At 70.6% G+C, this 25,328-nt stretch carries 26 protein-coding genes; 9 read left to right on the top strand and 17 right to left on the bottom strand.

Annotation, left to right across the window (positions count from 1 at the left end; genetic code table 11):
* On the bottom strand, positions 1 to 2,451 hold a 2,451-nt coding region (locus VIP82_RS08620; protein WP_331907631.1), incomplete at its 3' end, for a chromosome segregation SMC family protein.
* Positions 2,452 to 2,936: 485 nt separating this feature from the next.
* Here VIP82_RS08620 and VIP82_RS08615 point away from each other — a divergent pair.
* The 4 genes from VIP82_RS08615 (at position 2,937) to VIP82_RS08600 (ending at position 5,449) form a co-directional block, all read left to right on the top strand.
* Complete coding sequence (locus VIP82_RS08615; protein WP_331907629.1) at positions 2,937 to 3,191, top strand: hypothetical protein; 255 nt, start codon at positions 2,937 to 2,939, stop codon at positions 3,189 to 3,191.
* Positions 3,192 to 3,274: 83 nt separating this feature from the next.
* On the top strand, positions 3,275 to 3,931 hold the full coding sequence (locus VIP82_RS08610) for a GNAT family N-acetyltransferase (protein WP_331907627.1): 657 nt from the start codon (positions 3,275 to 3,277) through the stop codon (positions 3,929 to 3,931).
* A gap of 8 nt (positions 3,932 to 3,939) precedes the next feature.
* A complete protein-coding gene (locus VIP82_RS08605; protein ID WP_331907625.1) occupies positions 3,940 to 4,356 on the top strand; it encodes a hypothetical protein in 417 nt (138 codons plus the stop codon).
* Positions 4,349 to 5,449 carry a GNAT family N-acetyltransferase gene (locus VIP82_RS08600; protein WP_331907623.1) on the top strand — a complete coding sequence of 367 codons (1,101 nt, stop codon included), beginning with the start codon at positions 4,349 to 4,351 and terminating at the stop codon, positions 5,447 to 5,449. The genes VIP82_RS08605 and VIP82_RS08600 overlap by 8 nt, the downstream gene beginning before the upstream one ends.
* Positions 5,450 to 5,485: 36 nt before the next feature.
* Here the strand turns inward: VIP82_RS08600 and mutM are convergent, their stop codons facing one another.
* The 6 genes from mutM to VIP82_RS08570 all read right to left on the bottom strand — a co-directional run bounded on the left by mutM (position 5,486) and on the right by VIP82_RS08570 (position 10,679).
* Positions 5,486 to 6,418: a bifunctional DNA-formamidopyrimidine glycosylase/DNA-(apurinic or apyrimidinic site) lyase gene (gene mutM / locus VIP82_RS08595; RefSeq protein ID WP_331907621.1), complete on the bottom strand. Its 933-nt coding sequence runs from the start codon at positions 6,416 to 6,418 to the stop codon at positions 5,486 to 5,488.
* A complete protein-coding gene (gene rnc, locus VIP82_RS08590) occupies positions 6,411 to 7,112 on the bottom strand; it encodes a ribonuclease III (RefSeq protein ID WP_331907619.1) in 702 nt (233 codons plus the stop codon). The genes mutM and rnc overlap by 8 nt, the downstream gene beginning before the upstream one ends.
* Before the next feature lie 16 nt (positions 7,113 to 7,128).
* Positions 7,129 to 7,338: a 50S ribosomal protein L32 gene (gene rpmF, locus VIP82_RS08585; protein ID WP_163617368.1), complete on the bottom strand. Its 210-nt coding sequence runs from the start codon at positions 7,336 to 7,338 to the stop codon at positions 7,129 to 7,131.
* Positions 7,339 to 7,370: 32 nt separating this feature from the next.
* Complete coding sequence (locus tag VIP82_RS08580) at positions 7,371 to 7,853, bottom strand: YceD family protein (RefSeq protein WP_331907617.1); 483 nt, start codon at positions 7,851 to 7,853, stop codon at positions 7,371 to 7,373.
* Between the two features lie 125 nt (positions 7,854 to 7,978).
* Positions 7,979 to 8,476, bottom strand: a complete 498-nt coding sequence (coaD, locus tag VIP82_RS08575) for a pantetheine-phosphate adenylyltransferase (RefSeq protein ID WP_331907615.1) — start codon at positions 8,474 to 8,476, stop codon at positions 7,979 to 7,981.
* A 40-nt stretch (positions 8,477 to 8,516) separates the two neighbouring features.
* Complete coding sequence (locus VIP82_RS08570) at positions 8,517 to 10,679, bottom strand: ATP-dependent DNA helicase RecG (protein ID WP_331907613.1); 2,163 nt, start codon at positions 10,677 to 10,679, stop codon at positions 8,517 to 8,519.
* A gap of 70 nt (positions 10,680 to 10,749) precedes the next feature.
* Here VIP82_RS08570 and VIP82_RS08565 point away from each other — a divergent pair, with 70 nt between their 5' ends.
* Together VIP82_RS08565 and rsmD are read left to right on the top strand one after the other, a co-directional pair.
* Positions 10,750 to 11,337 carry a 1-acyl-sn-glycerol-3-phosphate acyltransferase gene (locus VIP82_RS08565; RefSeq protein ID WP_331907611.1) on the top strand — a complete coding sequence of 196 codons (588 nt, stop codon included), beginning with the start codon at positions 10,750 to 10,752 and terminating at the stop codon, positions 11,335 to 11,337.
* On the top strand, positions 11,334 to 11,894 hold the full coding sequence (gene rsmD / locus VIP82_RS08560; protein WP_331907609.1) for a 16S rRNA (guanine(966)-N(2))-methyltransferase RsmD: 561 nt from the start codon (positions 11,334 to 11,336) through the stop codon (positions 11,892 to 11,894). Before VIP82_RS08565 ends, rsmD begins: the two co-directional genes overlap by 4 nt.
* Here rsmD and VIP82_RS08555 read toward each other — a convergent pair.
* Together VIP82_RS08555 and thiL are read right to left on the bottom strand one after the other, a co-directional pair.
* Positions 11,852 to 13,222, bottom strand: coding sequence for a serine hydrolase domain-containing protein (locus VIP82_RS08555; protein ID WP_331907607.1), 1,371 nt, complete (start codon positions 13,220 to 13,222; stop codon positions 11,852 to 11,854). The genes rsmD and VIP82_RS08555 overlap by 43 nt on opposite strands.
* 35 nt (positions 13,223 to 13,257) lie before the next feature.
* Positions 13,258 to 14,253, bottom strand: a complete 996-nt coding sequence (gene thiL, locus VIP82_RS08550) for a thiamine-phosphate kinase (RefSeq protein WP_331907605.1) — start codon at positions 14,251 to 14,253, stop codon at positions 13,258 to 13,260.
* Between the two features lie 57 nt (positions 14,254 to 14,310).
* Here thiL and VIP82_RS08545 point away from each other — a divergent pair, with 57 nt between their 5' ends.
* Positions 14,311 to 14,808, top strand: a complete 498-nt coding sequence (locus tag VIP82_RS08545) for a DUF3515 family protein (protein ID WP_331907603.1) — start codon at positions 14,311 to 14,313, stop codon at positions 14,806 to 14,808.
* A 49-nt stretch (positions 14,809 to 14,857) separates the two neighbouring features.
* Here VIP82_RS08545 and VIP82_RS08540 read toward each other — a convergent pair whose 3' ends face one another.
* From VIP82_RS08540 to VIP82_RS08505, 8 genes are all read right to left on the bottom strand, one after another.
* A complete protein-coding gene (locus tag VIP82_RS08540) occupies positions 14,858 to 15,976 on the bottom strand; it encodes a D-alanine--D-alanine ligase family protein (RefSeq protein WP_331907601.1) in 1,119 nt (372 codons plus the stop codon).
* A complete protein-coding gene (locus VIP82_RS08535; RefSeq protein ID WP_331907599.1) occupies positions 15,876 to 17,012 on the bottom strand; it encodes an NAD(P)H-dependent glycerol-3-phosphate dehydrogenase in 1,137 nt (378 codons plus the stop codon). Before VIP82_RS08535 ends, VIP82_RS08540 begins: the two co-directional genes overlap by 101 nt.
* Positions 17,002 to 17,766 carry a lysophospholipid acyltransferase family protein gene (locus tag VIP82_RS08530; protein WP_331907597.1) on the bottom strand — a complete coding sequence of 255 codons (765 nt, stop codon included), beginning with the start codon at positions 17,764 to 17,766 and terminating at the stop codon, positions 17,002 to 17,004. The genes VIP82_RS08535 and VIP82_RS08530 overlap by 11 nt, the downstream gene beginning before the upstream one ends.
* Positions 17,767 to 17,770: 4 nt before the next feature.
* A complete protein-coding gene (gene murA, locus VIP82_RS08525) occupies positions 17,771 to 19,153 on the bottom strand; it encodes a UDP-N-acetylglucosamine 1-carboxyvinyltransferase (protein ID WP_331907595.1) in 1,383 nt (460 codons plus the stop codon).
* A gap of 75 nt (positions 19,154 to 19,228) precedes the next feature.
* Positions 19,229 to 19,849 (bottom strand): 3-isopropylmalate dehydratase small subunit, encoded by a 621-nt coding sequence (gene leuD, locus VIP82_RS08520; RefSeq protein WP_331907593.1) that lies wholly within the window; start codon positions 19,847 to 19,849, stop codon positions 19,229 to 19,231.
* A gap of 1 nt (position 19,850) precedes the next feature.
* Positions 19,851 to 21,323, bottom strand: coding sequence for a 3-isopropylmalate dehydratase large subunit (gene leuC, locus VIP82_RS08515; protein WP_331907591.1), 1,473 nt, complete (start codon positions 21,321 to 21,323; stop codon positions 19,851 to 19,853).
* Positions 21,324 to 21,524: 201 nt separating this feature from the next.
* Positions 21,525 to 22,244 carry a hypothetical protein gene (locus tag VIP82_RS08510; protein ID WP_331907589.1) on the bottom strand — a complete coding sequence of 240 codons (720 nt, stop codon included), beginning with the start codon at positions 22,242 to 22,244 and terminating at the stop codon, positions 21,525 to 21,527.
* Between the two features lie 51 nt (positions 22,245 to 22,295).
* Complete coding sequence (locus VIP82_RS08505; protein ID WP_331907587.1) at positions 22,296 to 23,327, bottom strand: TerC family protein; 1,032 nt, start codon at positions 23,325 to 23,327, stop codon at positions 22,296 to 22,298.
* Between the two features lie 246 nt (positions 23,328 to 23,573).
* Here VIP82_RS08505 and VIP82_RS08500 point away from each other — a divergent pair, with 246 nt between their 5' ends.
* Together VIP82_RS08500 and VIP82_RS08495 are read left to right on the top strand one after the other, a co-directional pair.
* Complete coding sequence (locus VIP82_RS08500) at positions 23,574 to 24,143, top strand: RNA polymerase sigma factor (RefSeq protein WP_331907585.1); 570 nt, start codon at positions 23,574 to 23,576, stop codon at positions 24,141 to 24,143.
* Complete coding sequence (locus tag VIP82_RS08495) at positions 24,140 to 25,312, top strand: DUF4349 domain-containing protein (RefSeq protein WP_331907583.1); 1,173 nt, start codon at positions 24,140 to 24,142, stop codon at positions 25,310 to 25,312. Before VIP82_RS08500 ends, VIP82_RS08495 begins: the two co-directional genes overlap by 4 nt.
* Positions 25,313 to 25,328: the final 16 nt, after the last annotated feature.

The following is a 25,328-nucleotide window of genomic DNA, read 5'->3' as shown; positions in this document are numbered from 1 at the left end:
GCGTTCGCGCTCCCGTTGGCGTTCGAGGGCGACAACCCTCGCCTCGCCGGCGCGGATGCGCTCGCGCAGCGTCTCGACGTCCAGCCGGGAGCCCATCTCGGCGTCGCGGGCGGCTTCGAGCGCGGCGAGCATGCCGTCGCGCGCCGACGCATCGAGGATGGGCCGGGGAGCTTCGAGCGCAGCCGTGAGCTGATCCTCCGCCGAGCGCGCAGAGCCCTCGGCCTCCTCGACCGCCGCGGCGGCCTGCGCCAGACCGGCGGCGAGTCGTTCGCACTCGGCGACGGCCGATTCGTGGCGCACTGTCGCGCGGTTCACCTGCTCCGCGTGTGCGGCGAGGGCCGCGTCGTGTTCACGGAGAGTCGCCAGCGCCGTCTTGGTGCGCAGGCGCGCGGAGTCCAGGTCGCGGGTGGCATCGCCGAGCGCTTCCCGCAGGGACTCGGCCACCACGGTGATCTCGTCGCGGCGCTCCGCCGCGGCATCCCGCTCCGCCGCCAGCTCCAGCCGGGAACGCGACGAGCCGGCACCTGCGCGGAGCGAGTACTCGGTGTACACCTCGCCACGGCGGGTCACGAGGGTGAGCGGTCCGCCGAGTTCGGCGCTCGCCAGCGCCGGTCCGGCTTCCCGGGCCGTCTCCAGGTCGTCGACGACCACGACGTACGCGAGCAGACCCAGCACTCCCTCGGGTGCCGTCACTACTTCGCGCGCAGGGACGACACCCCGAAGGTCGGGGAACTCCGGCCGCATCATGCCCGCCGAAGCGATCACGATGTCGACCATGCCGGCCTCGGCGTCACGCGCCGCGTCGGCCACGGCGAAAGCGCTCGCCCGATCGGCGACCAGGACGCCTTCGGCGATCGGACCCAGCACGGCCGCGATGGCAGCCTCGAACCCGGATCGCACCTGCACCGCGTCTCCGACGAGGCCGCGAACACCGTCGCGGCCTTGCGCGATCAGTGCGGACGCGCCGTTCTTGACGTCCAGCGCGCGGCTCAGCGCGGCCGTCTGCGCCGTCAGGGCCTCGCGCTCCCGCTCCGCCGCGTGCAGCCGCTCACGCAATGACGCCACCGATGCCTCCGCCTCGGCGGCATCGCGCTGAGCACGCTCGTAAGCGGCGGCATGGTCGGCCGTCGACGCGTCCGGCACGAGGTCGGGGTCGACACCGGCGAGGGTCTCTTCGGCCTCGGCGCGACGCGCGAGCGCGGCATCCAGCGCCTTCTGCTGTCGCTCGACCGCGGTCCGCACGGCGGCGAGGGCGGATGCCGCAGCCTCGGCGGTGCCCCGCAGCGCCGTGATCCTCATGTCGTGCTCGGAGACGAGGGCGCTCTGCGCGGCGATGTCGGAATCGAGGGCGTCGAGCTCGGCACGGGCGCGCACGACGTCGCGGGCGGCCGCGGCGGCGGCGTCCTGTGCGGCGCCCAAGCCGTCCGACACGTCGTCGATCTCGGCGCGGGCCTCATCGATCATCGCCTGCGACACGGTGGTGAGTTCGAGGCGCTCCTCGTCCTCGGCGTCCCCGAGCAGTGCGAGACGCTGGCCGGCGAGGGCGTACAGGCTGCGCAGGCGATCCTGCGCACGCTCGAGCCCGAAGGCGACGCGACGAGCACGGTCGACGCTCTCGGATCTCTGGTCGTTCTCCAGCTGCTCGATGCGCACCCGCACGTTGTCGAGCCGGTCCTGCAGCACCATCCGCTCGGCGTGACGCTCCTGCTCGCTCTGCGCATGCGACGCCAGCTCGGCGCGGAGGCCCGAGATCTCGTCCGCGAAGAGCCGCGCCTTGGCGTCGCGCACCACGGCGGCGATCGTGGCCGCCTCGCGGGCGATCTCGGCCTGCCGGCCCAGCGGCTTGAGCTGCCGGCGCAGTTCTCCCGCGAGATCGCTCAGGCGCGTGAGGTTGGCCTCCATCGCGTCGAGTTTGCGGAGGGTCTTCTCCTTGCGACGCCGGTGCTTGAGGATGCCGGCGGCCTCCTCGATGAAGCCTCGCCGATCTTCGGGCGTCGCCTGCAGCACACTGTCGAGCCGTCCCTGCCCCACGATCACATGCATCTCTCGGCCGAGTCCGGAGTCGCTCAGCAGCTCCTGCACGTCGAGCAGACGGCACGACTCGCCGTTGATGGCGTACTCGCTCGAGCCGTTGCGGAACAGCGTGCGGCTGATCGTGACCTCGGCGTACTCGATGGGGAGTGCGCCGTCGCTGTTGTCGATCGTGAGCTGCACCTCGGCACGACCGAGGGGGCCGCGTGTCGCCGTGCCGGCGAAGATGACGTCCTCCATCTTGCCGCCGCGCAGCGTCTTCGCGCCCTGCTCTCCCATCACCCAGGCGAGCGCGTCGACGACGTTGGACTTGCCGGAGCCGTTGGGGCCGACGATGCATGTCACCCCGGGCTCGAGGGCGAAGGTCGTGGGCTGGGCGAACGACTTGAACCCTTTGAGCGTCACGCTCTTCAGGTGCATGGATCCACCCCCGCCCCGGTCGATTACCCGCCTACGCTACCGGAGCGCGGCCCCGTCGCCCGGCAGACCGGCCGCACGAATCGGATGCCGCGACACGCCATGCGAACAGCGAATCTGCGAATTCGCTTGACGCGGACATCTCGCACCCGCTAGCGTGACTCTCCGCGTCTGAAGTCGAGAAAGGAGGTCCCCCGATGATGCTGATGAATCCCACTGGAATCGCCGCCCGTGATGGCGGAGCGATTCGTGCCGTCGCGTCGGGGACCCACTCCTTCGGCGCTGTGCTGAGCGGCCGCTTCCCCGCCGCCATCTGACCCCCGCAGGGGACGAGTCTGCCCGGTTTCGGGCGATACCCGTCTGTTGCGCCGCATCCGCTTCGCGGTGCTGAGCGCGCACCCCTGCCTTCGTCCCGTCGTGCTGCGGCATGACATCCCCCGCCTCCGGCGCCTGCCGAGGCATCCCTTTCACAATCGGAAAGAGCAATCATGAATACTCTCCTTGCGCCGCAGCGCCCGTCGGGGCTTCCCGATACGCTGCGGCTCCCGAGCCGCGACACCCGGACCTCGCTCCTGGACCGTCTCGCCCTCCACCTGGGTCTGAGGCTGCTGCTGTGGAGCACCCGCACCCCGCGACTCGCGGACGACCGCCGCCGGCACGCTCACACGTTCCGGCACCAGGAGGCCACCGCGCAGCGTGAACGCGCCTACCTCCGCGAGGCCAGCCTCGCACCCCGGCCGTGACGGCCACCGGGTCCGCCGCCCGCACCCGGGCGGCGGACCCCACCCCCTCAGCCACCGCATCGACCTCGCAAGGACGCGCTGACATGACCACCATCACGGGGCTGGAATTCCGCCCCCTCGTCGTACCCGCCTCGATCGACGCACCGGACGCCGCCGACTTCGTCGAGATGGTCCGGGTGCGCAACATCATCTACCGGGAGATCTCCGGACACGACGACCACCGCATCGCCGCCGACGAGCTGCTCCCCCACTATCGCCCCACCGAGTACGAGACCCGCCTCTCGTGGGTGATCGTCGACGACGGGGCCATCATCGGCCGCGTCGGCGTCGACATCCCTCACGAGGAAGGCTCGAACGCCGCGTTCTGGCTCATCGAGCTGCTGCGCGAGACCTGGGGACGCGGTATCGGCTCCGCCGCGTACGAGCTCGTCGAGAAGACCGCGCGTGAGCACGGCCGCACCGTGCTGCAGTCGTGGGCCGAGCATCCCGCGGCCCCTGGCCCGCAGCTGGCACCGCCGACGGGGTTCGGCGCGATCCCCGAGGACCACGTCGCGCGGTTCTACCTCCGTCACGGGTACGCGCTGGAGCAAGTGGAACGCAACAGCGCCTTCGATCTCACCGGCTCCTTCACCGGCGTCGAACGGCTGCTCGCCGAGGCGCAGGCCGCCTCACCCGACTACCGCGTCGTTCAGTGGTTCGCCCCGACCCCCGAGGAGTTCGTCGCGGGCTATGCCGGATGAAGTCCCGGATGTCGACCGACGCGCCCTCGGCAGCACTCGAGTTCGCTGAGGAGACGTGGGACGCCGCCCGCATCGCCGAGCACGACGGCCGCTACACATCATCGGGCCGCACCATCCAGGTGACCGCTGCACAGCACATCGAGACCGGTGAGCTGTGCGCCTTCAACGAGCTCGTGATCGGCAAGGACCGCACCGAGGCATCCCATCAGGAGGACACCCTCGTCCTCAAGGAGCACCGCGGCCACAAGCTCGGCACGCTCGTGAAATGCGCCGGGCTCCTGTCCTGGCGCGACGTGGCGCCCGCGTCCGCGCGCGTCATCACCTACAACGCAGAGGAGAACCGACCCATGCTGGACATCAACGAGGCGATCGGCTTCGAGCCGGTCGCGTACGAGGGCGCATGGAAGAAGGTGCTCGATGACTGATCTCGCCGAAACCACCGTCGTGACCGTCCAGCGGATCCCCGTCCCCGAGACGGCCGACGCCGCGGACGCACGCTTGTTCCTCGAGATGGTGCGGATCGCCAACGCGGTCTGCCTCGCGGACGCAGGCCACGACTACCTGCACGAGGAGCCCGACGAGATGCTCGGGTTCTGGCAGGACCAGTCCGACTGGACCCAGCTCGGGTTCGCCGCGCTCCGCGGCGAAGACGTGCTGGGCGCCGTGAAGCTCATGACCTCGAACCAGCCGGACGCGAGCACGGTCGAGTTCGACCTCATGGTCGACCCGCCGCATCGCGGCCGGGGCATCGAGGAGCTCCTCCTCGCCGAGGTCGAGCGCGAGGCCCGTGAACGCGGGCTCACCACGATCCAGACGTGGACGCTGCATCGCCCGCACACGGACGGTGCACGTCTCGAGCCGTCGACCGGGTGGGGTTCAGTCCCGGCAGAGGACCCGCAGACGCGGTTCCAGCTGACGAGCGGCTTCACGCTCGAGCAGGTGGAGCGCAACAGCGTGTTCGATCTGACCGGCGATTTCTCCCCCGTCGAGCGCATGCTCGCCGAGGCTCTGGCCGTCGCAGGTGAGGACTACCGGTCGATCCAGTGGACATCGCCCACACCGCCGGAGTACGTCGACGGGTTCGCCTACGCGATCTCGCGCATGTCGACCGACGTGCCAGCCGGCGGCCTCGTCATCGACGAGCAGCACTGGGATGCCGCACGCGTCGAGCGTCGTGACGCCCGATTGAAGGCGCAGGGGCTCACCGTCTCGGTGGCCGCCGTGCTGCACGTGCCCACTGGGCGGATCGCGGCGTACAACGAGCTCGCGATCGGCGAGGACCGTGCCGGGGCGACCCAGCAGTTCGGAACGCTCGTCGTCAAGGAGCACCGGGGCCACCGCCTCGGGACCATCGTGAAATGCGCGAACCTGCTGCGCTGGCGGCGGCTCGTGCCCGAGTCTCCGCGGGTATCGACGTTCAATGCCGAGGAGAACCGCCACATGCTCGACATCAACGAGACGATCGGGTTCGTACCCGCCTCGTATGCGGGTGCGTGGAAGAAGGTTCTGGCGGTGTGATCGCACCGGCGGCCGCCGCGTTCCCTCCCGACGCCGTCAGCGCGTCGCCGGCAGGGGGCGCGGCATCCGCTGGCAGTGCGGGCAGAAGTGACTCGAGCGATTCGTGAACGACACGCGCACGATCGGACGGCCGCATCGGGGGCAGGGCTCCCCGGTGCGGCCATACGCGTTCAGGGAATGCGCGAAGTAGCCGGCTTGGCCGTTGACGTTCACGTACTGCGCGTCGAAACTGGTGCCGCCCTCGGCCAGCGCCTTCTCGAGCACGTGCCGCACTTCCGCGAGAAGCCGATTCACCGCACGCGTGGACAAGGCGCGCGCGGGCGTCTCGGGATGGATGCGGGCAGCCCACAGCGACTCGTCGGCGTAGATGTTGCCGACGCCGCTCACGACCGTCTGATCGAGCAGCACGCGCTTGATCGCCGAGTCCTTGCGGCCGACGGTCCGCCGGAAGGCAGCATCCGAGAACGCCGGATCCAGCGGGTCCCGCGCGATGTGGGCGACCTGCGCGGGGACGGATGCCTCGGCCCACCCTTGTCCGCCGGGTGCGGCATCCGGAGTCGGGATCAGGTCGTCGATCGCCAGAGATCCGAACGTCCGCTGATCCGCGAAGACGACGGACAGCTCGCCGTGCACGGGGTGCGCCAGGTCGATGCGCACACGCTCGTGGCGTTCGACCGGTGCGCCGGGAGCCCGCAGCAGCATCTGACCGCTCATGCCCAGATGACCCACCACGGCCTCGGTCGCCGCGGTTCCGTCCGTCGCCGGCTGCAGCGGCAGCCACAGGAACTTGCCGCGCCGTGCGGCGGAGAGCACGACTCGTCCGGTGAGGCGTGCTTCGAACTCCGCGCCGTCGCCGGTGTTCCGGGTCAGCGCGCGCTCGTCGAGCACGGTGGTTCCCAGCACGAGGGCGCCGGTGACCGCAGGGGCGAGGCCCGCTCGGACGACCTCGACCTCGGGAAGCTCAGGCACGCCCGCTGAGTTCGCGCCATGCGGTGAGCGCCGCGGCCATCTCGGCGTGCTTCTTGCTGGTCCCGCCGCCCTCGGCGATGAGGTCGCCGACGGTGACGGCCGCGGTGAAGCGCCGGTCGTGGTCGGGTCCGGTGGAGGTCACGGCGTACATCGGGGGCTGCAGACCGCTGTGCGCGGCGAGCTCCTGCAGCGCCGTCTTGGGATCCATCGCCGCGCCGTAGCGCTCGGGGTCTGAGAGCAGCGGCTCGACGAGCCGCAGCACCAGGCCGGTCGCGGCATCCGCCCCCGCCGACAGGTAGGCGGCTCCGAAGATGGCCTCCATGGTGTCGGCGAGGATCGAGTCCTTGTCGCGACCACCGGTGAGGATCTCGCCCCGCCCCAGCATGAGGTACTCGCCGAGGCCGATGCCGCGTGCGATCTCCGCGAGGGCGACCGTCGACACCACGCCGGCGCGGCGCTTCGCGAGCGCGCCCTCTTCGAGATCGGGGTGACCGGTGAACAGTCGCACGGTCACCGCCAGACCCAGGACGGAGTCGCCCAGGAACTCCAGGCGCTCGTTGTTCGGCACCTGCCCGTTCTCGTACGCCCACGACCGGTGCGTGAGCGCCAGCGACAGAAGCTCGGGGTCGATGACGACTCCGAGCTTCTGCGTGAGGTCTGCGTGAGCGGTCCGCTCGGCAGCGACGTCTGTCACGTCAAGTGCACGACGATCAGACGTCGGCGACCTTGCGGCCCTTGTACTCGAGGAACAGCTCGGTGCCCTGCGAGTCGGTGACGACCTTCGCCTGGTGCGGACGGCTGTAGACCTTCTTGCCGTTCTCGATCGTGGTGGTCAGCGTGATGGGCGCCGCCTTCCACTGCGCGCGACGCGAGCGCGTGTTGGAACGGGAGACCTTCCGCTTCGGGGGGTTGCCTGCCATGGCTAGCTCTCTTCTGTGTTCTCGATGGCGTGTCAGCCGCGGGCGCGCGGTGATTCGTCGTCGTTGGTCGTGGTGAAGTCCTGGAGCGCGGCCCATCGTGGATCGAGGGGCTCGCTCTGCTGCGATCCGGCGTCATCAGCCAGTCGCTCGCCCGTGACCGGATCGAGGCCGGGGCAATCCGGCTGGCACACCGGCTGAAACGGAAGCGACAGGACGACCGCTTCCCTGACCAGAGTTTCAAGATCCACGTGGTCGTCTTGAACCTCGAAGTCAGCTTCTTCCTCCCCAGGATACGCGAAAAGCTCCTGAAACTCGACTTTGAGCCCCTCGCCGATGTCGATGAGGCACCGGCTGCAGATGCCGGTGTACTCGGTGTCGATCTCTCCGGAGGCGAGAATGCCCTCGTGCACCGACTCGAGACGCACGTCGACGACGACGGGCTCGCCCTCGGCGACCGCCACCAGTCCCTCGCCCCACTTGGTGGGAGCCGGGGCTTCGATGGTGTGCTCGCGCATCTCCCCCGAGCGGTGGATGATGTCGCGGATCGGGAGGGCGAACGGACCCGTCACATGCTTTCTGACCACGCCTCCAGCCTAGCCGCGGTTCCTGGTGAGAAGCCCCGTGGTCAGATGCCCCGTGGTCAGATGCCCCGTGCGCCGGTGTCCAGGAACCGGGCCACCGCCGACGGCACGTACGGCGAGACGTCGCCGCCGAGTGCGGCGACTTGGCGCACCAGCGAGCTCGAGACGAGCGCGTGCGCGGGATCGGGGAGCAGGAACACCGTCTCGACATGGGCGAGATGGCGGTTCACGATCGCCATCGGCGTCTCGTACGCCACATCGATCTGAGAGCGGATGCCCTTCACGAGGACACCGGCGCCGACATCCGTCGCGTAGTCGACGAGGAGCCCCATGCTCCACGAGGCCACGACGACGTCTCCGTCGATGCCGCTCTCGGCGATGGACTGCTCCAGGAGCGCCTGACGCTGCGCGATCGGCAGCATCGCCTCTTTGCCGGGGTTGTGCACGACGAGCACGTGGAGCTGGTCGTACAGTGACGCCGCACGACGGATCACGTCGAGATGCCCGAGGGTCGGCGGATCGAACGATCCCGGGACGACGGCGATCCGGCTGCTCATGCCGACCAGCCTACTGGGCGGCGCGGAGCGCCCGGCCGCGTCAGTTCTTCGCCAGTGCGGCGCGTTCGGCCATTCCGACGTTGCGTTCGAGGGCGGCCGCAAGACCGGGATGCTGCTGCAGCGCCGGATCGTCGGCGAGCACCTGCTCGGCGGCCACACGCGCCTCGGAGATGATGTCGGCATCCTTCACGACGCGCAGCAGTCGCAGCGACGACCTCGCGCCGGACTGCGCGTCGCCGAGCACATCGCCCTCTCCTCTCAGCTCCAGGTCGACCTCGGCCAGCGCGAAGCCGTCGAGCGTCGAGGCGACGGCTTCGACGCGCTCTCGTGCCGGCGTGCCGCCCGGTGCCTCGGTGACCAGCAGGCACAGGCCGGGCACCCCGCCGCGACCCACGCGCCCGCGCAGCTGGTGCAGCTGCGACACACCGAACCTGTCGGCCTCGAGGATCGCCATCGTCGAGGCGTTCGGCACATCGACGCCCACCTCGACCACCGTCGTGGCCACGAGCACGTCGATGTCACCACGGGCGAATGCCTGCATCACGGCATCCTTCTCGTCGGATGGCATCTTGCCGTGCAGCTTCTCGACCCGGATGTCGGAGAAGGACGGATGCCGCGACAGCAGGTCGGCGACCTGCACGACGCCCCAGCGGGTGCGGCTGGTCTCACCCTCGGTGTCGCCCGGCGGCTCGTCGGCCGTGTCGTCCTTGGTGAGCGCCTCGGCGTCGATGGCGGCGCACACCACGAACGCCTGGCGCCCCTGGCCGACCTCCTCGGCGATGCGCTCCCACACGCGCCCGAACCAGCCGGGGCGCTCCGCCAGCGGAGCGACGAAGGTCTCGATCCCGGCGCGACCGGCGGGCATCGTGCGGATCGTCGATACGTCGAGATCACCGAACACGGTCATCGCCACCGTGCGCGGGATGGGCGTCGCGGTCAGCACGAGGGCGTGCGGCGACGAGCCCTTCGCGCGGAGGGACTCGCGCTGCTCGACGCCGAACCGGTGCTGCTCGTCGACCACGACGAGTCCGAGGTCGGCGAACGTGGTGCTCTCGCTGAGCAGGGCGTGCGTGCCGACCACGATGCGCGCCTGCCCCGACGCCGCGCGCAGCGCGGCCTTGCGCCGCTCGGCAGCGGGAAGCTGCCCGGTGAGGAGCGTCGGCATGAGCTCGGGCGCGAGCTGCGGCCCCAGCATCCGGGCGATGGAGCGCACATGCTGCGCTGCCAGCACCTCCGTGGGAGCGATGAGCGCCGACTGGCCGCCGTCCTCGGCGACCTGGAGCATCGCGCGGAGCGCGACGAGCGTCTTCCCGGAGCCGACCTCGCCCTGCACCAGCCGGTTCATCGGCCAGTCGCCCTGGAGGTCACGCGCCACGTCGTCGCCGACGGTCACCTGGTCGGGCGTCCTCGGGAACGGCAGCGCCGCGTCGAACCGCTCGAGGAGCGCACCCGGCACCCGACGGGTCGCCGACAGCGCCCGCACGAATTGGCGCTGCTGCAGCAGCGCCACCTGCAGGACGAAGGCCTCCTGCATGCGCAGCGTCTCCCGCGCCGGCTCGATCTCCTCGAGCGCCTTGGGGCGATGGATGCGCTCGATCGCCGTGCGGGCGTCGAGCAGCCCGTGCCGCGCGCGCAGCTCGTCGGTGAGCGGCTCCGGCACGTCGCCGAGCCCATCGAGGACCAGGTCGACGATCTTCTGCAGCTGCCAGCTCGCGACCGTGCTGGTGGCGGGGTAGATCGGGATGGGGAGGTTGATGTTGGCCTCGGCCGTGAGGCGCGCCTGCTCCTCGTCGTCGAACAGCTCGTAGTCGGGGTGCGCGAGCTGCTTCGCCCCGCGGTACTCCCCCACCTTGCCCGCGAAGATGCCGCGCCGCCCGGGCCGGAGATCCTTGACGCGCCACGCCTGGTTGAAGAACGTCAGCGACAGCTCGCCGTTGCCGTCACTGATCACCACCTCGAGCAGCGATCCGCTGCGATTCTTCATGCGCCGCTCGTTGACGCGTCGGACCTCGGCCACGATCGTCACCGGCTCACCCACGGGCAACGAGGAGATCTGCGTGAGCTCACCGCGGCGCGCGTAACGGCGGGGATAGTGGACCAGCAGATCGCCGACCGTCGTCATGCCGAATGCGCGTTCGAGCGCCGCCGCCGTCTTGCCGCCGACCGCGCCACCGAGGCTCGAGTCGAGGGTGAAGGACGCCATGAGACGAGTCTAGGAGCCGTCACCGACCCACTGTCGGCCGAACCCCAGCGGCGGCCCCTAAGGTTGCGAGATGCTCCGACGACTCCTCTCCCGTGTCTACTGGGCCTGCAGTCGCTGGACGCTGTCCACCGCGCCGGCTCCCGATCGTCCCACCGTCCTGCTGGGGGCGCCCCACACCTCGAACTGGGACTTCGTGCTCATGCTCGGCATCGCGTGGCGACTCGGCATGCCGGTGCGGTGGCTCGGCAAGGCGAGCCTCTTCCGCGGCTGGAGGGGCCCGCTCATGCGCGGCCTCGGCGGCATCCCCGTCGACAGGTCGGATCCCTCACGGGTGGTGGGCGACGTGGTCGCACGGATCCATGCCGGCGAGGTGTTCGGCCTCGTCGTCACCCCGGAGGGCACCCGCGGCTCGGGCTCCTACTGGAAGTCCGGCTTCTATCGCATCGCCCGCGAGGCGCAGCTGCCGGTCACCCTCGGCTACGTCGACCGCACCACGATGACGACGGGCCTCGGCCCCACCATCGAGCTCACCGGCGACGTGCGCGCTGACATGGATGTGATCCGCGCCTTCTACGCCGACAAGTCGGGCCTCCGCCCCGAGCTGCGCACGGTCCCCCGCCTCAGGGAAGAGGATGCCGGAGATATCGTGAGGGGATGACGCGCATCATCGCGGGCCGCGCCGGCTCCCTCGTGCTCGATGTGCCGGACGCCGGCACCCGGCCGACCAGCGACCGGGTGCGCGAGTCCCTGTTCGGGGCGCTCGAGTCCGCGGACGCGCTCCGCGGGGCTGCCGTGCTCGACCTCTACGCCGGATCCGGCGCGCTCGGGCTCGAAGCCCTCAGCCGCGGCGCGGCATCCGCGGATCTCGTCGAGAAGTCGCAGCGGGCGGCGACCGTCGCACAGCGCAACGCCACGCGTGTGGCGAAGGCCGTGGGTACAGCCGCGGTGCGCGTGCACCGCAGCTCGGCCGACGCGTTCCTGCGGACGGCGCGGGAGTCGTTCGACCTGGTGTTCCTGGATCCGCCCTACGACGTGAGCGAGGCCGAGCTCTCGTCGACGCTGGCACTACTGGTGACCGTCCTGTCACCGGGAGCGGATGTCGTGATCGAACGCGCTGCGCGCTCACCCCAGCCGACCCTTCCGGACGGGCTCGTGGCCGGTCGCTCGAAGCGCTACGGCGACACCGCACTGTGGTGGGCCGCGATCGCGGACTGAGACGCCGGCACACCCTCCCAGACCTCGGAGCCGTCGAACCCCACATCGCGCGTGATGCGCAGCCGGCCGCTCGGCTGCAGCTCGAGCCGGAACGTCGGCGCGTCGCCCAGGATGCGCAGCTCCGCGACGAACACGTCGCCCTGCCAGCCTCCGGCGACCGCCACCTGGTCCCCGTACCACTCTCGCCCCGTCGCAGGGTCGCCGGCGAACGTCGACACCGACCACGTCGTGGGGACGCACGGCAGTTGCCGGCCGTCGATCTCGATCACGCCGTGGGCGATGCGCAGCTCGCCCACGGGACCGTCGTAGCGATGGCGGGCCACTCCTCCGCGAAGGTCCCCGCCCGGAGCGGGGATCGGCGTGGGGACGGCTTCGAGCGCTCCGGCGTCCTCCGTGTCGAAAGCCGGCAGCAGCTCGTCCCAGACGGCGTCGAGCGTCACCTGCATATCGGGCAGCCCTCCCGTGATCGCGACGACCGCGTCGGCGTCCGGGAGGACGACCACGTACTGGCCGAAGGCGCCGTCGCCGCGGTAGGCGCCATGCCGGCATCGCCAGAACTGGAAGCCGTATCCCTGGCGCGAGTCGGCATCGTCGGATTCGTTCGCCACCTGGTGGGCGGTGGCCTGGTCGATCCACTCGGCCGGGACGAGCTGCCTCCCTTGCCATTGTCCGCGTTGCAGCAGCAGCTGACCGAACGCGGCCAGCTCCTCGGGGCGGATCGACAGGCCGAAGCCGCCCGCGTCCACGCCGGTCGGGCTCTGCAGCCACTGGGGGTCGCGGAAGCCGAGCGGATCGAACAGCCGCGGGTGGAGGAAGTCGAGCAGCCGCTCGCCGGTGCGGGTCTGGATGATCTGCGACAGCAGGTACGTGGCAGGCGTGTTGTAGAGCCAGTGCGTCCCGGGCTCGTGGGCCAGGTCGGCAGCGAGGGCGGTGCGCGCCCAATCACGGTCGTCGAGCGGCGGCTCGGCGGCATGACCGGTCGTCATCGTCAGCAGATGCCGCACGCGCAGCGCGGCGAGCCGGTCGGAGGGATCCTCGCCAGCGGCATCCGGGATGAGGTCGACGACCCGGTCGTCGATCGCGAACCGGCCCTCCGCGATCGCGAGACCGACCGCGATCGAGGTGAAGCTCTTGCTCACGGAGTACATCGCCGTCGGCAGATCGCGGTCGTACGGCGCCCAGGTCGTCTCGGCGATGACGTGTCCGTGTCGCAGGACCGTCAGTGTGTGGACGTGGTCGATGCGGTCGAGCGCGGCGACGAGGCGGGAGATCGCCGCCGATGGCACGGACTGCGATTCGGGGGTCGAGCGGGGAAGCAGATCGGTCACCGTGTCACGGTAGCGTCCGCCGGCGACAGCACACATCACCCCGTTCGGGCGTCCCAGTCGAGATAGGGGTCCCAGCCGCCCCGACCCTCGTACGGCCGGCCGTCGACCAGCACAGCGTCCGTGCCCCGGGGCTGCACCACGCCCACCCGCACGAACCCGTGCGGCAGCGGACGGCGAGCGGGGAAGGTCGCCAGGAGGGCATGATCCTCGCCGCCGGACAGGGCCGACGCGGGATCGGCGCCGAGCAGCGCAGATTCCAGCGCGAGGGTGACTCCGGATGCCGAGGCCAGCCGGGTGGCGTCCAGCACGAGCCCGTCGGACACGTCCATCATCGCCGTCGCGCCCGCATCCGCGGCATCGGGGCCGAGCCAGACGGGAGGCGACGGCCGCAGCTGCGCCGCCAGGTCGGTCAGCTCGGCAGGCTCGAGGACGCGCTCGTCGACGGCGACCGGAGCACCGTCGGCATCCGTGAAGCGCGTGAACAGCGTGCGCAGCCCGCGCGCGGCACGGCCCAGTTCCCCGGCCACGGCCACGACGTCGCCGACCTCTGCACCGGAGCGGAGCACGGGTGCGCGTCCTGCCAGAGCCCCGAGTGCCGTCACTGCGATCGTGAGCGTGTCCGACACGGTGAGGTCGCCGCCCTCGACGCGGCAGCCGGGGGCCAGGTCGCGACATGCAGCGCGGAGCCCGTCGGCGATGCCGGTGACGAACGACAGCCGCGTCTCGTCGGGCATCGCGAGGGCCACCAGCAGCGCGGTCGGCGTCGCCCCCATCGCGGCGATGTCGGCGAGGTTGACCGCGGCCGCCTTGTAGCCGAGGTCATACGCGCTCGACCAGGCGAGGCGGAAATCCGGCCCGTGGACGAGCGTGTCGACGGTGGCGACCACGCGACCGTCGGCGGCGGCGATCACGGCGGCGTCGTCGCCCGGGCCGACGAGTGCGTTGGACTCGCCGAGCCGTTCGAGGATCCGGCGGAGGATCCGTCCCTCGCTGAGCTCGCCCACCGTCGGATCCCCGCGCTCGTCGTCCACATCACCACGCTACCGCCGGCGGCGGGGGCGACCGTCCTGCCGGGTTAGCCTGGAGCGGTGCGTGTTCTCCCCTCACTGGCTGCGTTCGGACTCGCCGCGGTCGCCGCGCTGGGACTCGCCGGCTGCACGTCGACGGTCGACCTCGATCCGGCCGAGGCTGCGAACGATCCCCAGTGCGCCGAGATCACGTCCCACCTGCCCGACACGCTGAGCGGGCAGCCCCGCCGCTGGACGGACGCGCAGGCGACCGGCGCGTGGGGCGAGCCGACGAGGGTCCTGCTGACGTGCGGGGTCGAGCCGCCGGGGCCGACCACCCTCCGCTGCCAGAGCGTCGCCGGTGTCGACTGGATCGTGGACGACTCCGATGCGCCGCGCTTCCGGATCACGACGTTCGGCCGCACCCCCGCCGTCGAGATCTATCTCGACACCACCGCCGACGAGGACGGGAACGGGGCGTCGAGCCGCGACGTCCTCGACGCGCTGTCGCCGATCGTGAGCGTGCTGCCCGTGGACGGCGAGTGCCTCGACCGCGCCGAGGCGACGCCGGCACCCTGATCATCGTGGCCGGATGCTCGACGAGCCGACGCTCGCCGAGCACGCGGACTCAGCGCGCGACCGCTTCGACCGTCGCGCGCGCCGCGCGCTCGAGCGCCGTGTCGATGAGCTCGGTGATCAGCTGCGGGTACGAGAGGCCCGACGCGATCCAGCACTTCGGGAACATCGAGATCGGCGTGAAGCCGGGCATCGTGTTGAGCTCGTTGACGTAGAGGCCGTCCGCCGTGAGGAAGAAGTCCACACGCGCGAGGCCCTTGCCGTCGACCGCCTGGAACGCCCGGATGCCGAGCTCCTGGATCGCCGCGATCTCGCTGTGCGTGAGATCGGCGGGGCAGACCACCTCGGCGCCGTCGCCGCCGAGGTACTTGCCCTCGAAGTCGTAGAACTCGCGGGTCGTGAGCACGATCTCGCCGGGCAGCGACGCTCGCGGGGCGCCGCCGCCGCGTCCCTCCAGGATCGCGACCTCGACCTCGCGGCCGACGATCGCGGACTCGATGAGCACCTTGTCGTCCTCCGCGAACGCGATCGCGAGTGCGTCGTCGAGCTCGGAGGCGTCGTGCACCTTCGACACGCCCACGCTGGAGCCGGCGCGGGCCGGCTTCACGAACGTCGGCTCGCCGAGGGGCGCGGCATCCGCCCGCACGCCCTCCGGGTCGCTCTCCCAGCGGGCACGGGTGACCGTGATCGACGGCGACACCGGCACGCCGGCCGCGGCGAGCACGATCTTCATGAAGTGCTTGTCCATGCACAGCGCGGAGTCGAGCACGCCCCCGCCGGCGTACGGGATGCCGAGCGTGTCGAAGAAGCCCTGAACCGTGCCGTCCTCGCCGTGGAGGCCGTGCAGGATCGGGAGCACGACGTCGAGCCGGCCGAGATCGTCCACCGAGCCGTCGGCGCGCCGGACCCGCAGCGTGCGGTCGGCGCCGCCCTCGGGCCACACCACGCGCGTGCCGTTGTCGACGACCTCGGGAAGCCGGTCGGCGTCGAGCGCGAACTTGTCGGGGTCGTCCTCCTCGAGGACGAAGACACCCTCGCGCGTGATCCCGATGGGGATCACGCGGTAGCTGTCACGGTCTATCGCCCGGAGCACCCCGCCCGCCGTTGCGGAACTGATCGAGTGCTCGCTGGATCGACCGCCAAAGAGCACCGCCACCGCCGGCTTGTCCATTCGTCGTCCTCTCGCCCTGGGGGGTGTCGTCGTCTGTCGTGAGATGCGGCGCGATGTCGCGCGGATTCATGGTCCCGTCGAGCACCATCTTGACCTGCTCGACGATGGGCATCTGCACGCCCACATCGCGCGCCAGCTGCAGGATGGGTGCGACGGAGGCGAGTCCCTCCGCCGTCTGGTTCATCTGCTTGACCACGTCGTCGAAACGATAGCCCTGGCCGAGCAGGCGCCCGGCGGTGTTGTTGCGGCTGAGCGGCGACTGGCACGTCGCGATGAGGTCGCCGAGACCCGCGAGGCCCTGCAGCGTCTCGTGCTGCGCGCCGAACGCGACCGCGAAGTCGGTCATCTCGACGAGGCCGCGCGTGATGATCGACGCCTTCGTGTTCTCGCCGTAGCCCACCCCGTCGACGATGCCGATGGCCACCGCGATGAGGTTCTTGAGCACGCCGCCGAACTCGGTGCCGATCACGTCGGTGTTCACGAAGGTGCGGAAGTACTGGTTGCGGGCACGGCGGGCGACCGCCTCCGCCGTCTCTTGGCTGGTCGACGAGATGACGGCCGCCGTCGGCTGCTCACGTGCGATCTCGAGCGCGAGGTTCGGTCCCGATGCCACGGCGATGCGCGAGGGATCGCAGTGCAGCTCCTGCTCGATCACCTGGCTCATGCGAAGGCCGGTGCGTCGCTCGACGCCCTTCATCAGCGACACGATGGGCGCGTCGCTCTGAGCGATCAGCGGCCGCACGGCCTTGAGGTTCTGGCGCACCGCCTGGCTGGGGATGGACAGGTAGATCTGCTCGGCGCCGTCGAGCGCCTCGGAGAGGTGATGCGTGGCGTGCATGTCGCGCGGCAGGTTGATGCCGGGGAGGTACTCGCTGTTGCGCTTGCCCTCCTGGATCTCGCTCGCAAGCTCCGGGCGACGGGCCCACATCGTGACATGGGCTCCGCCGTCGGCGAGGATCTTGCCGAATGTCGTGCCCCAGCTGCCCGCGCCGACGACGGCGACTCGCGGACGTGCGGCATCCTGCCTACGGCTCAAGGCGCCCCGTCTCCTTCTGACCGTGATCGGCCGGGTTCCAGCGCTCCGGCGGCGCCGGCTCGCCGCGCAGCTGCGAGAGCAGCCCGGCGATGTCGGCCATCACGGCGTCGGTCGCTTCGACGAGCGCGCTCTGCGACGACGCACGCCCGGCGTAGGCCGACAGGTCCACGGGGTCGCCGACGATCACCCGCACGCGGCGGCGCAGCGGCCACAGCTTGAGCTTGCCGTAGCGGGGCAGCACCTGCTGGGCGCCCCAGTGCGCCATCGGGATGACGGGGATGCCGCCGGCCAGGGCGAGACGCACGGCGCCGGTCTTTCCGCGCATGGGCCACAGGTCGGGCTCGCGCGTGAGCGACCCCTCCGGGTAGACGATCACGCCGCGGCCGTGCTCGACGAGCGTCTCCGAGGCCTCGAGGGTCGCTCGGGCCGAGGCGGCCGACGTCGCGCGCGCGACCGGCACCATCCCCGTGGCCCGCAGGACGGCGCCCAGGACCGGCACGCGGAAGAGGCTCTCCTTGGCCATGAACCGGGGGGCTCGGCCGCTGCGCCACACGGCGAGGGCGACGACGAGCGGGTCGATCTCGCTGACGTGGTTCGGCGCGAGCACGTAGGCGCCGTCGCGCGGGAGCTTCTCGGCGCCTTCGACCTCCAACTTGAACAGCAGGCTGAGCAAGGGCACGGCGATGGCTGCCAGCGGCCAGAAGACGCTCGGGCGGGTCTTCTCGGCCGATGCGCGCCGACGATCGGTCGCCACCGGGCTATCCGATGACGTCGAAGTCGGCGCCGAGCATGTCGAGCTTGGCGAGGAACTTCTCGTAGCCGCGGCGGATGATGCCGACGTTGCGCACGATCGACTCCCCTTCGGCCGCGAGTGCTGCGATGACGTAGCTGTATCCGCCGCGCAGGTCGGGCACGACCACGTCGGCACCGTGGAGCGCGGTCGGGCCGTTGATCACCGCTGCCTGCTCGAGCGCGCGCCGCGGGACGCGCCGGTCAGGAGTATCGAGGCCACGCGGGTGCACGACGATGTCGGCACCCATCTGGTTGAGCGCGTCGGTGAAGCCGAGGCGGTTCTCGTACACCGTCTCGTGGACGATCGAGGTGCCCTCCGCCTGCGTCAGCGCGACGATGAGGGGCTGCTGCCAGTCCGTCATGAAGCCGGGGTGCACGTCGGTCTCGACGACGACGGGCTTGAGGGCGCCGTCACGACGGAACTGGATGCCGTCCTCGCGCACGTCGAACCAGCCGCCGGCCTTGCGGAAGACGTTGAGGAACGTCAGCATCTCCTGCTGCCGCGCACCGCCGACGAAGATGTCGCCGTCGGTGGCGAGAGCGGCGCACGCCCACGAGGCGGCCTCGTTGCGATCGAAGATCGCGCGGTGGTCGTAGCCCTGGAGCGTGTCGACGCCCTCGATGAGGATGACGCGGTTGGGCTCGTACGAGATGATCGCGCCCATCTTCTGCAGCACCGCGATCAGGTCCATGATCTCGGGCTCGATGGCGGCGTTGCGGAGCTCCGTGGTGCCCTTCGCCTTGACGGCGGTCAGCAGCACCTGCTCGGTCGCGCCCACGCTCGGGTAGGGCAGCTCGATGTTCGCACCGTGCAGGCCGTTCGGGGCCGTGATCCGGATGCCCTCGTAGCTCTTGTCGACGACGGCGCCGAACGCGCGCAGGGCGTCCATGTGGAAGTTGATCGGCCGGTCGCCGATGCGGCAGCCGCCGAGGTCGGGGATGAGCGCCTCGCCGAGGAGGTGCAGCAGCGGACCGCAGAACAGGATCGGGATGCGGGAGGCGCCGGCGTGCGCGTCGATCTCCTCGAAGTGCGCGGAGACGGCGCCGCTGGGGTCGAAGTGGAAGGTGCCCTCCTCCTCGCCGTCCTCGACGCGCACACCGTGCACCTCGAGAAGCGACCGCACGACGTGGACGTCACTGATGTCGGGGACATCGCGCAGCGTGCTCACCGTCTCGCCGAGGAGAGCGGCGACCATCGCCTTGGTGACGAGGTTCTTCGCGCCCTTGACCTCGACGCGACCGGTCAGCGGTCGCCCGCCCCGGATCGCGAGGACTTCTCCGGTCACTTCTTGTTCTCCCGCCTCGGTGGCAGTGCTCTCGCCCGCGGCGACATTCAGAAGTGGCTTCATCCGGTGGTCCTCACTTGGTGTGCACGAGGGGGCTTGAAAGGGTCGGGCGCCCGTGTTGTGGGCGCCCGGCCCGGCTTACGGAACGGGTAGCGTCCGCGGCCGCCACGCCTCTCGGCGAGCCTCGAACTGCGCGATCTTGTCTTCGTCGCGCAGCGTGAGCCCGATGTCATCGAGCCCTTCGAGAAGCCGCCACCTAGTGTAATCATCGATCTCGAAAGCGAATTCCAGGCGCTCCCCCGCACCCATCGCGGGGTCGCTGATCGTCGCCGTGCGCGCCGCGAGGTCGACCGTCATCGCGACTCCCGGGTTCGCCTCGATGGCCGCCCACGCCGCTTCGAGGTCGGCCTCCGAGATCACGCCGGCGACCAGTCCCTGCTTGCCGGCGTTCCCGCGGAAGATGTCGGCGAACCTGGGGCTCAACACGACCTTGAAGCCGAAGTCCCGCAGCGCCCAGACGGCGTGCTCGCGGCTCGAGCCCGTGCCGAAGTCGGGTCCTGCGACGAGGATGCTCGCACCCGCGTAGACCGGCTGGTTGAGGACGAACTCGGGGTCCTGGCGCCAGCTGGCGAACAGGGCGTCCTCGAAGCCCGTCTTGGTGACCCGCTTGAGGTACACGGCGGGGATGATCTGATCGGTGTCGACGGCCGACCGCTTCAGCGGGGCGGCGATGCCGGTGTGCGTGGTGAACGCGTCCATCTCAGGCCTCCGAACCCTGGGCAGCGGCTGCGACGGGCGCAGGAAGATCACTCGGGCTGGCGAGGCGTCCCATGACGGCGGTGGCCGCCGCCACCAGCGGTGACACCAGGTGCGTGCGCCCGCCCTTGCCCTGCCGGCCCTCGAAGTTGCGGTTGCTCGTCGAGGCGCATCGCTCCCCCGGTGCCAGCTGGTCCGGATTCATGCCTAGGCACATCGAGCACCCGGCGAAGCGCCACTCGGCCCCGAAGTCCTGGAAGATCTTGTCGAGGCCCTCGGCCTCCGCCTCGAGGCGGACGCGAGCCGAGCCGGGCACGACCATGACGCGCACGCCGTCGGCCTTGTGATGGCCTTCGATGACGGATGCGAACGCGCGGAGGTCCTCGATCCGGCTGTTGGTGCACGAGCCCATGAACACCGCGTCGACGGGCACCTCCTTGAGCGGGGTGCCGGGGGTGAGGTCCATGTACTCGAGTGCGCGCTCCGCGGCGGCGCGCTCGTTGGGGTCGGCGAAGTCGTCGGGCGAGGGCACGGCGTCGCTCAGCGACACGCCCTGCCCCGGGTTCGTGCCCCACGTGACGAACGGCTCGAGCTCGTTCGCGTCGAGGAACACCTCTGCGTCGTAGACCGCGCCCTCGTCGCTCGGCAGCGTCCGCCAGTAGGCGACGGCGTCCTCCCAGTCCCGGCCCTTCGGCGCGTGCGGCCGGCCCTCGAGGTAGGCGAACGTCGTCTCGTCGGGCGCGACCATGCCGGCACGGGCTCCCGCCTCGATCGACATGTTGCACATCGTCATGCGGCCCTCCATCGACAGCGCCCGGACGGCGCTGCCGCGGAACTCCAGGACGTAGCCCTGGCCGCCGTTGGTGCCGATCTTCGCGATGACCGCGAGGATGATGTCCTTGGCCGTGACGCCGGGCTTCAGCTCGCCCTCGACCGTGATGGCCATGGTCTTGAAGGGCTTCAGCGGGAGGGTCTGCGTGGCGAGCACGTGCTCGACCTCGCTGGTGCCGATGCCGAACGCCATCGCGCCGAACGCGCCGTGCGTGGACGTGTGGCTGTCGCCGCAGACGACGGTGATCCCGGGCATGGTGAGCCCCAGCTGCGGACCGACCACGTGGACGATGCCCTGCTCCTTGTCGCCGAGCGAGTGCAGGCGCACTCCGAACTCGGCCGCGTTGCGACGCAGCGTCTCGATCTGCGTGCGGCTGGTGAGGTCGGCGATCGGCTTGTCGATGTCGAGCGTCGGGGTGTTGTGGTCCTCGGTCGCGATCGTGAGGTCGAGCCGGCGCACCGGCCGGTCCTCCGCGCGCAGGCCGTCGAAGGCCTGGGGACTCGTGACCTCGTGCACCAGGTGGAGGTCGATGTAGATCAGGTCCGGCTGGCCGTTCTCGCCGTGGACCACGACGTGGTCGTCCCACACCTTCTCGGCGAGGGTGCGGGGGCGGTCGGGAATGCCGGATGTATCGGTCGTGCTCATTGCTAGTCGTTCTCCTCTGGGGGACTGTGCCCGCATGGGGTGGGGCCCGCGACGAACTCCGCGACGAGAGAGGCCTGGAAACTAGGACTCGTCGCGGCCGCTAAGGAGAAGGCGAGCGATCCGCACGTGGCCAGGTTACCACCGCCGCCGCGGAGACCGGCTCGCCGAGGTCACCCGGCGACCCCGGGTGCGAGGGAGCGCTCACGGGGTTCCCTCGAGGATCCAGACGTCGACGGCGTCCTCGGTCAGGAGGAATCGCACCACGGTTCCGGTCGGGAAGCGCTCCGTCCACTCCTGCGTCCAGGCGACCGGCACGTCGTAGATCTCGACGCCGGGCTTCGCCGGCGGCGGGACGCACCCGACCGCGAGGAGATCGTCGGTCGCCGGTTCGAACACGAGGAGGCAGCTGTTGCCGAGGCCGCTGCGTGCCGACCACACCTCCAGCCCGAGGATCGGCTCGAAGCCGCGCAGCGTGGGCTTCAAGACCATCTGCCGACGGGCGTGATCGGTGAGGCGGAGCACCTGCTCACTCGGCGCCGCCCCCGTCGGACGCAGCGTGACGTCCGGCCGCGGGCCGGTCCACAGCATCCACCCCGCCACGGCCACTGCCGCGGCGGTGGCGGTGGCGATGCCCGCCAGGAAGGCGCCGGTGCGGCTCCTGCGCCACGGGCCGCGTCGGAGGGCGGAGCCGGAGGCCGGCTCCCCCGCCTCGGCCGACATCACCGCACGATCAGCGCCCGAAGTCCCTGCGTCGTGAACGGCCTTCGCCATGGTGGCCGCGTGCAGCTCCTCGAGCTCGGCCAGCCGTGCGGCCGCGACGGGGTCGGCGTCGATGTCGGCGTCGACCCCATATGCACGTGCCCTCAGGGCGGTCAGCTCTGCGTCCAGAGAGCCGTCCGCGAGGAATCCCCCGCTCCCCATGGCGGCAGTATCGCACCGCCATGGGTCGCCGACAATGAGGCGTCGTGCGCGTCAGCCGTGCGCTTCCGGGGTGCCCCCGGCTGCGGCATCCGTCAGTCCCCGGCGCTTGTCGCGCGCCGAGGCGATGACGCTCGCGACAGTCGCCACCGCCATCGAGATCACGATCACGCCGAGCGACATCCAGGTCGAGATCTCGGGCGCCCACTCGATCGGCTCGCCGCCGTTGATGAACGGCAGCTCGTTGACGTGCATCGCGTGGAAGACGAGCTTCAGACCGATGAACGCGAGGATGAACGCGATGCCGTAGTGCAGGTAGCGCAGGCGGTCGAGCAGGTCTCCCAGGAGGAAGTACAGCTGGCGCAGACCCATGAGCGCGAAGATGTTCGCCGTGAAGACGATGAACGCGCTCTGGGTGATGCCGAAGATCGCAGGAATCGAGTCGATCGCGAACAGCAGATCGGTGACGCCGATCGCCGCGAACACGATGATCATCGGCGTCCACATCTTCTTGCCGTCCACGACCGTGCGGATCTTCGCCCCGTCGTAGTGGTCGCTGATGTCGATCGTGCGACGCAGCATGCGCACGACGAAGTTCTCCTGCTTGACGTCGGAGTCGTGATCCCCGCCCGGGAACGCCTGGCGCCACGCCGTCCACACGAGGAAGGCGCCGAAGATGTAGAAGACCCAGCTGAACTCCTCGATGATCGCCGCGCCGAGGAGGATGAAGAGGCCGCGCAGCACGAGGGCGATGATGATGCCCACCATGAGCACCTCCTGCTGATAGCGGCGCGGCACCGCGAACTGCGACATGATCAGCACGAAGACGAACAGGTTGTCGATCGACAAGCTGTACTCGGTGAGCCACCCGGCGACGAACTGGCCGGCGTATTCGGGGCCTGCGAAGACCCACATGAGTCCTGCGAAGAGCAGCGCGAGGCACACGTAGAACACGACCCACAGGGTCGACTCCTTGGCGGAGGGGATGTGCGGCCGCTTCAGGATGAGCAGCAGATCCGCCAGGAGGATCAGGGAGAGGATCACGAGGGATCCGATTTCGAACCACAGGGGGAGTTCGAGGTCCATGCAGGGCCTTTCGAAAGGGGCGAACGAGGGGTCGGTCGTGGCCGAAAGTCTCTCCCCCGCGACCTGTCGGCCTGCGGCGCACACCCGGGGTCACTCTGTCGGGACCCGTGATGACGGATGCGCGGTGTCGGGATACTCCCTCTCGCTCGCAACAGGATACAGGGTCGGGATGCCGGACCCGGCGTCCGTGAGACGATGCGCGCGGTGCGGACACTGTCACGGTGAGAGACAATTCGGAGGATGGGCATGCCCGACGACGACCTGCCGCGCGACGCCACCGGCGACGCCGAGCTCGTGGTGCTGGCCGCGGGCGGGAGCGAGCACGCCTTCCGCACGCTGTACCGCGCGTACGTGCGCCCGGTGTACTGGCTGGCGCACGGGCTCGTCGGCAATCCCGCGGACGCCGAGGAGGTCACCCAGGAGACGTTCCTCGTCGCCTGGCGGAAGCTCCCCGACCTCGACCTCGCCGGCGACTCGCTGCTGCCGTGGCTGGCGACGATCTGCCGCTTCCAGTCGGCCAACCGCGTGCGTCGGCAGCGCCGCGACCGGCTGCACACCACCGCGGCCGCCGACGAGGATCTGCCGGCCACGGTCGACGTCGAGCAGCAGGTGATCGACGAAGGGCTCGCGGATGCGATCCTGCGCGAGGTCGCGGGGCTCGGTGAACTGGACCGGGCGATCTTCCGGCTGTGCGCCACCGAGGGGTACGCCTACCAGGCCGCCGCCGACGAGCTCGGCGTCGCACACGGCGTCGTCCGCAACCGTCTCTCCCGCATCCGCACCCGTCTGCGGACCGTCGTGAAGGAGAGCACATGAACACGCAGCCCACGGGAGCCGGCACCCCGCCACCCCTCCCCGACCTCAGCGCGGAGCGCATCGACGAGATCGAGCACGCGCTCTTCGCCGACATCGCGCAGGACCGCCTGCGCCGATCGACCCGGCGTACGCGCCGCGGCCGCCTGTGGATCGCGGGCGGCGCCGCGGCGGCGATCATCGCGGTCGCCGCGGTCATCGCACCGTCCGTCGGCTCGCTCGTGGGCGGCGCCGGCGGCGCCAGCGACGAGTCCGCCGTCGCCCCGGTCGCCCCCGCGGATTCGGGTGGCGGCTCCGACGGCTCCTCGGACTCGTCGACCACGACCGAGTCCGCACCCCTGACCATCGCACCCGACGCCGCCAGCGGCGACAAGTCGTCCGGCGCGGTCGCTTCTGACCGCGACATCATCACGACCGCCTCGGCCACCGTCTCGGTCGACGAGGTCGACACCGCCACGCGCTCCATCGCCAACTCCGCCGTCGCCCACGGGGGCTACGTCGAGTCCATGAGCATCGGCAGCGACGGCACCGTCTACCCGGTCGCGCCGACCGACGGAGGCGTCGTCTACGACACGATGCCGTACCCGTCGCCCACCGACGGCGCCTGGATCACCGTCCGCGTACCGGCCGATCAGCTGTCGGACGTGGTCGACGAGCTCGACGACGTCGGCGAGGTGACGGCGACGAACCTCTCGCGGCAGGACGTCACCGAGCAGACGGTCGACCTCGAGGCTCGGATCGACGCCGCGCAGGCGTCCGTCGACCGCCTCACCGAGCTGATGGGCCAGGCGCAGAGCGTCGCCGACCTGATCGCCGCCGAAGCGGCGCTGTCGGAGCGCCAGGCACTGCTCGAGTCGTACCAGCAGCAGCTGGAGATGCTCGACGATCAGGTGGCGATGTCGACCCTCTCGGTCACCGTGGTGCCCGATGTGGAGACCGTGATCGCCGATCCAGCCGGCTTCGGCGACGGTCTCGCCGCGGGCTGGAACGGGCTGGTCGCCACGTTGAACGGCATCGTCATCGCGATCGGCTTCCTCCTGCCCTGGCTCGCCGTTGCGGCGGTCGTCGCCCTCATCGTGTGGGGCGTCGTACGCCTCGTGCGCGGACGGCGCCGCAGTCGGGCGGATGCCGTGCCCACGGCACCGGAGTCCGTCGACGACCCGAGGGACTGAGCCGCAGTCGGCGCCG

Source organism: Microbacterium sp. (assembly GCF_036566905.1).
Classification (GTDB): Bacteria; Actinomycetota; Actinomycetes; order Actinomycetales; family Microbacteriaceae; genus Microbacterium.
The sequence above is the reverse complement of the archived record's forward strand: the minus strand, read 5'-3'. Positions and strand labels throughout refer to the sequence as shown.

Coding starts and splice junctions, on each gene's coding strand:
- VIP82_RS08615 (WP_331907629.1), top strand. CDS start 2,937: ATGAATACTCTCCTTGCGCCGCAGCGCCCGTCGGGGCTTCCCGATACG.
- VIP82_RS08610 (WP_331907627.1), top strand. CDS start 3,275: ATGACCACCATCACGGGGCTGGAATTCCGCCCCCTCGTCGTACCCGCC.
- VIP82_RS08605 (WP_331907625.1), top strand. CDS start 3,940: ATGTCGACCGACGCGCCCTCGGCAGCACTCGAGTTCGCTGAGGAGACG.
- VIP82_RS08600 (WP_331907623.1), top strand. CDS start 4,349: ATGACTGATCTCGCCGAAACCACCGTCGTGACCGTCCAGCGGATCCCC.
- rpmF (WP_163617368.1), bottom strand. CDS start 7,338: ATGGCAGGCAACCCCCCGAAGCGGAAGGTCTCCCGTTCCAACACGCGC.
- VIP82_RS08580 (WP_331907617.1), bottom strand. CDS start 7,853: ATGCGCGAGCACACCATCGAAGCCCCGGCTCCCACCAAGTGGGGCGAG.
- coaD (WP_331907615.1), bottom strand. CDS start 8,476: ATGAGCAGCCGGATCGCCGTCGTCCCGGGATCGTTCGATCCGCCGACC.
- VIP82_RS08570 (WP_331907613.1), bottom strand. CDS start 10,679: ATGGCGTCCTTCACCCTCGACTCGAGCCTCGGTGGCGCGGTCGGCGGC.
- VIP82_RS08565 (WP_331907611.1), top strand. CDS start 10,750: ATGCTCCGACGACTCCTCTCCCGTGTCTACTGGGCCTGCAGTCGCTGG.
- rsmD (WP_331907609.1), top strand. CDS start 11,334: ATGACGCGCATCATCGCGGGCCGCGCCGGCTCCCTCGTGCTCGATGTG.
- VIP82_RS08540 (WP_331907601.1), bottom strand. CDS start 15,976: ATGGACAAGCCGGCGGTGGCGGTGCTCTTTGGCGGTCGATCCAGCGAG.
- murA (WP_331907595.1), bottom strand. CDS start 19,153: ATGAAGCCACTTCTGAATGTCGCCGCGGGCGAGAGCACTGCCACCGAG.
- leuD (WP_331907593.1), bottom strand. CDS start 19,849: ATGGACGCGTTCACCACGCACACCGGCATCGCCGCCCCGCTGAAGCGG.
- leuC (WP_331907591.1), bottom strand. CDS start 21,323: ATGAGCACGACCGATACATCCGGCATTCCCGACCGCCCCCGCACCCTC.
- VIP82_RS08510 (WP_331907589.1), bottom strand. CDS start 22,244: ATGGGGAGCGGGGGATTCCTCGCGGACGGCTCTCTGGACGCAGAGCTG.
- VIP82_RS08505 (WP_331907587.1), bottom strand. CDS start 23,327: ATGGACCTCGAACTCCCCCTGTGGTTCGAAATCGGATCCCTCGTGATC.
- VIP82_RS08500 (WP_331907585.1), top strand. CDS start 23,574: ATGCCCGACGACGACCTGCCGCGCGACGCCACCGGCGACGCCGAGCTC.
- VIP82_RS08495 (WP_331907583.1), top strand. CDS start 24,140: ATGAACACGCAGCCCACGGGAGCCGGCACCCCGCCACCCCTCCCCGAC.